Origin of the sequence: Lentihominibacter faecis (assembly GCF_014306095.1) — a bacterium.
In the GTDB taxonomy this organism is placed as follows: domain Bacteria; phylum Bacillota; class Clostridia; order Peptostreptococcales; family Anaerovoracaceae; genus Lentihominibacter; species Lentihominibacter faecis.
Genome location: NZ_JACRWC010000064.1, coordinates 1 through 5995, shown reverse-complemented (window position 1 = coordinate 5995; position 5995 = coordinate 1). Strand labels below are relative to the sequence as shown.

Below are 5995 nucleotides of genomic sequence, written 5' to 3'. Positions count from 1 at the left end.
AGACAGCTTGACAGCGGCTTATGACAGGTAGTATAGTTGAATGGACTGAAGATTTGCCGGAAATCCAGGTAAATTCACTGTATAAATTTGATTTAGACACAGGAGGTAATAAGATGGCTTGTTTTTTAGCACCAGCAGCAGAAGCTGTTGTGACGACGGTACTGCAGAAGAAACTGGATCAGAAAGAAAAGGAAGCGGAACACGGTTCCGTAGAACACATAGAGAATACACAGAGCATACAGGAATCTACAAAACCGAAGCATAAGATTTCCTGGAGCCGCAAGTTAAAATGGCTCAACACCATGCTTTGGGGCGGTTCTGCACTTTTATGTGTAGAACATATCTGGCATGGGGAAGTTGTTCCGTGGCCGCCGTTCCTTACGGCGATGCAGACGCCGTCTGAAATCGTTCCGATGCTGAAAGAGATCGCGCTTTATGGAACGACTATGGCGGTAGTCATCACCGGCGTATGGTTTGGGATGACTCTGATTGCAGAACGCCTTGCAGGGAAGCTGGACACGGAAGAACGTGCAGAGCAGGAGGTATAGAGAATGTATTTGATTTTAACAGCTGCAGCAGCTATTGCGGCGACTCTCGTATGGTATGTGAAGCTGCCGGATCGCCGGTATCGCCTGGGATTTTTAAGTCTGATGTACTGGGGGGCAACACTGATGTGGACAGTGGATCATGTGATCGCTTATCTGCAGGAAGGCGGTCCGGTTTTCGATACGTCTTCAGGAGCATTTCTTCTGGGGATCATCGTAGTTCTGTCCGGCCTGATCATCTGGCTGATCGCACTGCTGGCTTCTGATCCGAAAAAAGTCCTGCGCAAGGCGCTGCTGAAAGGATAGGATATGTTTTTAAACTGTATTGCGGTTGGCGCAGGCGGTTTTTTAGGAGCGGTATCCCGCTATCTGATGGGGATGATCCCGTTCCTGCAAAAGGGCAGCTTGCCATATCATACACTGCTGATCAATGTGTTAGGAGCGGTTCTGATCGGCATTGTCGTTAAAACGGCAGATTCCACCGAAATCCTGAATCCATCGACGGTACTCTTTTTAAAGGTAGGCATCTGCGGTGGATTCACGACATTTTCCACTTTTTCTCTGGAGTCGCTGGATCTTCTGCAAAGCGGCCGGCCAGCGGCCTTTGCAGTATATGCGATAGCAAGTGTTGTGCTGTGCGTCGCAGGCGTGCTGGGCGGAAAGTGGATTGCAGGCATTTTGCAGGCATAATAAAGAGAGCAGAAAGGGGAAGTTATATGAAGCGGGAAACATATGTATCTATGCTGTCAAAGATCCGAAAAAGTCCTGTTTTATATGGCTATGTGGTCTGGTCGGATCGGATCCTGACGAAGATCTCCTATATCATCTACCCGCTGTTTCTGCTGTATTTAATGGTAAATAAAAAGCCGGAACTGGGGAAAGCGATCCTCGTTCCGGCTGTTTCTTTTGTAGTATTAAGTATATTTCGGTATCTTTACAATGCACCGAGACCTTATGAAGTTTTTGATACCCCTTCCCTGATCAGAAAAGATACCAGGGGAAAATCTTTTCCCAGCAGGCATGTGTTTTCTGCTTTTGTAATAGCTGTGACCGTATTTTACACGTGTCATCCGCTGGGGATCTTTCTGGGGATCTGCAGTCTTTTGCTGGCCGTTTCCAGAGTGCTGGGCGGCGTTCATTTTACAAAAGATGTTCTGGCAGGGGCTGTATCTGGGATCCTGTGCGGGATGCTGCTGTTTATTTTATAGGTTCGGTTTCTGCTTCCGCTTCAGCCGGTTCCACTTCTGTGGGAACTGGTTTTTTATTATCCTTTTGCGGACGGAATGCAATGAACAAAAGTACACTGACCAGCATCAGGATAGGATAGTACAGGTGAGGCAGAATAGCGAGCGGGGAGATCTTAACGATAGCCGCAGCAGTAAGAAGCTGTGCTCCGTAAGGAATCAGTCCCTGACCGACGGACGCGAAGATATCCAGAATGGATGCGACCCGTTTCGGCGCCACACCGAATTCATCTCCGATATCCTTGGCAACAGGTCCCGCAATCACGATGGCCACTGTGTTGTTGGCGGTGCAGAAGTCTACCAGCAGCACCAGGATACCGATACCAAGTTCTGCTCCACGTTTGCCTTTTACAGATTTCTTTATCACATCGATGATCAGTGATATTCCTCCGTTCTCCTTGATCAGTGCGATGATGCATGCAACGATGATGGAGATAATGGAGATCTCAAACAACCCAGTCATACCTTCTCCGATGACGCCGAAAGATTCCAGAAAAGAAAAGGAACCGTTATAGATCCCGACGATCATGGATAAAATGATGCCGGAGAATAATACGGCGAACACATTAAATCCGATCAGTGCGCCGATCAGGACCACCAGATAAGGGATCACTTCGAAGAAGTTGTAATCGCCTACTTCTACCGTATAGCTCAGATGGCGTGTTGTAAGGAAGAAGATGATGATCGTCACGATAGCTGCCGGCAGTACGATAAAGAAATTCTGTTTGAATTTATCGTTCATTTTGCAGCCCTGTGTCCTTACAGCCGCGATCGTCGTATCGGAAATAAAGGAGAGGTTGTCTCCAAACATGGCGCCGCATACAACAGCTCCAACACAGATCGAAACAGGAAAGCTGGTCTGCTGTGATACGCCCAGTGCGATAGGAGCCAGTGCGGTGATGGTTCCCATGGAAGTTCCCATGGAAATGGATATAAAGCAGCCGATAATAAAAAGGCCAACTACCATAAACTGTGGCGGTATGATGGAAAGCCCCAGGTTTACTGTGCTTTCTACGCCTCCTGCAGCTGTGACGATTCCGGAAAACGCTCCGGCAACCAGAAAAATCAGCACCATGGTGATGATGTTCACATCTCCGGCCCCCTTGGCAACGATTGCAAGCTTGTCGTTAAAAGAGAGTTTTTTGTTTTGCAGAAATCCTATGAACAGAGCAATAAGAAAGGCAACATACGCAGGCATGCTGTAAAAGTCCTTGCTGATAATGCCGGCTCCGGCGAAGATCACAACAAAGACAAAGAACGGCAGCAGTGCGAAAATTCGATGTTTCATGATGGAATTTCCTCCTGAAAATAATAAAATTGTAAATAATAAATGATGATGAGTGCAGGCATTGATCCTGAGGATCAGTCTACCCGGTTTTTCATCCCGCCGGTAAGCCAGCTTTCCAGATTTTCTGCCAGGATGTCGATAACAGCCTGACGCATTTCCTTCGGTGACCACGCAATATGCGGGGTGATGATACAGTTGTCAAGTCCAATGAGAGGGCAGTCCTTCGCAGGGGGCTCCTGTTCCAGGACATCCAGCGCAGCACCCGCTATGAATCCTGCTTTTATGGCATCCGCTAATGCGCGTTCATCCACAAGGCCTCCCCTTGCCGTGTTGATGAGAATGGCGCCGGGTTTCATATTGACCAGGAATTCAGTGTTGACCATATGCCGGTTTTCTCTTGTCAGCGGACAGTGAAGTGATACGAAATCGGATTTCATGGCGCCGGCTGGATCCTGGCTGAAAATATTGATTTCCATGCCAAGGGCGCGGGCGATCTGGGCAACTCGTTTGCCGATAGCACCGTAACCTATGATACCAAGTGATTTCCCGGTGAGAAGGGTAACGGATTTTTTCCAGTAGCAGAAATACTCGTTGTCAGACCATTGTCCATCCTGCACGGACGCATTGTGCAGCCCCACATGATTAGAAAGCTCCAGCATGAGAGCGATGGTATGCTGTGCAACGGCATCTGTAGAATAAGCAGGGATGTTGGTAACAGCGATCCCCAGATCAGCAGCTGCTTCTACATCGATGTTGTTGTAGCCGGTCGCTGTGCAGCCGATGTATTTCAGCTGCGGGCTGTTTTCCATCAGTTCGCGTGTGATGGGACATTTACTGGTCATGAGGATCTCATTTCCCGTCAGGCGGGAAAGAGCCTTGTCTTCTGATGTGGAATCGAAGACGGTCAGTTTGTCGCACAGGGCGTCCAGCTTGTCCCAGCTAAGGTCGCCGGGATTGATGGTATAGCCGTCAAAAATTACGATGTTCATCTTTTTCACTACCTCCGCATCTTGCGATTTGACATTCATGAGAAACATTTTACACTATAAATTATGGAAAGTCTAGGAAATCCATGGTATAATTAACACCAACTATACACATTGTACGGGAGAATATGAAATGAAGCATACGATTGTCGCAGCGACACAAAATAAACATAAAATTGTAGAAATCGAAGCCATCACAAAAGAATTCGGCATGGATATCATTTCTCGCGATGAAGCGGGCGTGCCGGATATTGAAATCGTAGAGGATGGAACTACATTTGAAGAGAATTCTTATAAGAAGGCATATGAGATCATGAAGCTCTGCGGGAAGATCACTATTGCTGATGACTCGGGGCTTGAGGTGGACTGCCTTGACGGCGCGCCGGGAGTTTACTCTGCACGCTTTGCAGGAGAAGACGGAGACGACGAAGCAAATAACCGGAAACTGATCGATCTGATCAAAGACGTACCGTATGAGAAGCGAACGGGTAGATTCGTCTCGGTTATCACTATGGTGTCCCCTGATGGAGAAAGCCTGGTGGCCAGAGGGGAAGTAGAAGGACACCTCGTGCTGGAGGAGAAGGGAAATCATGGTTTTGGATACGATCCGCTGTTCGTTCCATTGGGCTACGAGAATACGTTTGGCGAGCTGGACTCGGAGCTGAAAAACAGGATCAGCCACAGAGCCCGTGCTTTGCAGAAGCTGCGTGAGGAGCTGCAGAATCGAGAGGAGAAACGTTAAGTGGCGAGATTTGGAGTCAGACTTCGGAATATGTTCATACTGGGATTCAAGCAGCTGCAGGATCCATACTATCAGGGATTTGCGGCGCAGATCGCATTTTATCTGCTGCTTTCCATCGTGCCGATCATCCTGCTGGTCACACAGATCCTGGGTGTGTTTGATATTTCTATCGCATCAGCATTGAGCCTGTTTGAATCTTATACAGGGCATAAGATCCCGACGATCATGGAAAAATTGTTTGAGTTTTCTTCGGCCGGATACGGGAATATCATTTTTCTGGTGATCGCTCTGTGGGCGGGATCACGGGCATCCTTTTCTATCATGCGGATCACCAATTATACGATGACTGGTGGACAGAGCACAGGAAGAAATTACTTTGTAGAGAGGATCCGTTCAATTCGTACCATGATCGTGACTATTATTACGGTCGTGTTTGCCATCGTGATCCTTGTTTATGGTGAATTGATTTTAGAAATGGTCCTTGGCCTGTTAAAGATAGATGCTGCGAAGTATGAGGACAGTATCTGGATGTGGCTGCGGTGGCTCATCGGATTCGCATTGTATTTTCTGATGATCAGTTACAATTATTACATTCTGCCAACGGAGAAAGTGAAATTTCGGCAGATCATTCCGGGGAGCATCTTCGCGTCGGCCGGGATCTTGGTCGTTACAGCGTTTTATGCAAAGTATGCGACTTCGCTGGCAGACTATGACTTGCTCTATGGTGCACTCTCATCGGTCATAGCTATCCTGATCTGGTTTTTCCTGCTGGCCTGGGTGCTGCTTTTGGGCGTGTTGTGCAACAAGGTGTGGGCAGATACGAAAGGCGGCTGGACCGGCTATCCGGATTATTATCTTAGACGGTGAAAAAGAATTTGATATAGCGTATGAAGAATCCTGAGTCTGGGATTCTTTTTTTGCCAAATATACGAAAAGGAACACATTTCCAGGAGTATCATACTGGGAAATTTCATCGTATTTGTTTGAGTGGAGAGTAGTATTCTGAAAACTACTTGATATTTTGGGGAAATCTGCTATAATATTATCACATATATGGGGGGGGTAAGGGTGAGTTGTATCTTCTTTGCATACAAACTGTGGGAGGAGGACTTGACTATGGCAAACGGAAATGCGATAATCATTGTCAGCTCGGCTCGGCAGGCTGTCTCTTATACACATCTGACGCTGCC

The 5995-nt window shown here is 47.5% G+C and carries 8 protein-coding genes; 6 read left to right on the top strand and 2 right to left on the bottom strand.

The annotated features are described in order from the left end of the window. Positions 1-113: 113 nt before the first annotated feature. Genes H8876_RS05210 through H8876_RS05195 form a run of 4 tightly spaced genes read left to right on the top strand, consistent with a single transcriptional unit; the run spans position 114 to position 1753 of the window. Positions 114-548, top strand: coding sequence for a hypothetical protein (locus H8876_RS05210; RefSeq protein WP_249286832.1), 435 nt, complete (start codon positions 114-116; stop codon positions 546-548). A gap of 3 nt (positions 549-551) precedes the next feature. Next, on the top strand, positions 552-851 hold the full coding sequence (locus tag H8876_RS05205) for a hypothetical protein (protein WP_177265455.1): 300 nt from the start codon (positions 552-554) through the stop codon (positions 849-851). Positions 852-854: 3 nt separating this feature from the next. Beyond that, positions 855-1235: a fluoride efflux transporter CrcB gene (gene crcB, locus H8876_RS05200; RefSeq protein ID WP_177265454.1), complete on the top strand. Its 381-nt coding sequence runs from the start codon at positions 855-857 to the stop codon at positions 1233-1235. Between the two features lie 26 nt (positions 1236-1261). Continuing rightward, complete coding sequence (locus H8876_RS05195) at positions 1262-1753, top strand: phosphatase PAP2 family protein (RefSeq protein WP_249286831.1); 492 nt, start codon at positions 1262-1264, stop codon at positions 1751-1753. Here H8876_RS05195 and H8876_RS05190 read toward each other — a convergent pair. Both H8876_RS05190 and H8876_RS05185 read right to left on the bottom strand, forming a co-directional pair. After that, complete coding sequence (locus tag H8876_RS05190) at positions 1743-3077, bottom strand: Na+/H+ antiporter NhaC family protein (protein WP_249286830.1); 1335 nt, start codon at positions 3075-3077, stop codon at positions 1743-1745. The two genes, H8876_RS05195 and H8876_RS05190, sit on opposite strands and share 11 nt — an antisense overlap. Positions 3078-3151: 74 nt before the next feature. Then, positions 3152-4066: a D-2-hydroxyacid dehydrogenase gene (locus H8876_RS05185; RefSeq protein ID WP_177265451.1), complete on the bottom strand. Its 915-nt coding sequence runs from the start codon at positions 4064-4066 to the stop codon at positions 3152-3154. A 130-nt stretch (positions 4067-4196) separates the two neighbouring features. Here H8876_RS05185 and rdgB point away from each other — a divergent pair, with 130 nt between their 5' ends. Further along, a complete protein-coding gene (gene rdgB / locus H8876_RS05180) occupies positions 4197-4805 on the top strand; it encodes an RdgB/HAM1 family non-canonical purine NTP pyrophosphatase (protein ID WP_249286829.1) in 609 nt (202 codons plus the stop codon). Continuing rightward, positions 4806-5672 (top strand): YhjD/YihY/BrkB family envelope integrity protein, encoded by an 867-nt coding sequence (locus tag H8876_RS05175; RefSeq protein ID WP_177265449.1) that lies wholly within the window; start codon positions 4806-4808, stop codon positions 5670-5672. It begins immediately after the preceding gene. The last annotated feature ends 323 nt before the right edge of the window (positions 5673-5995 follow it).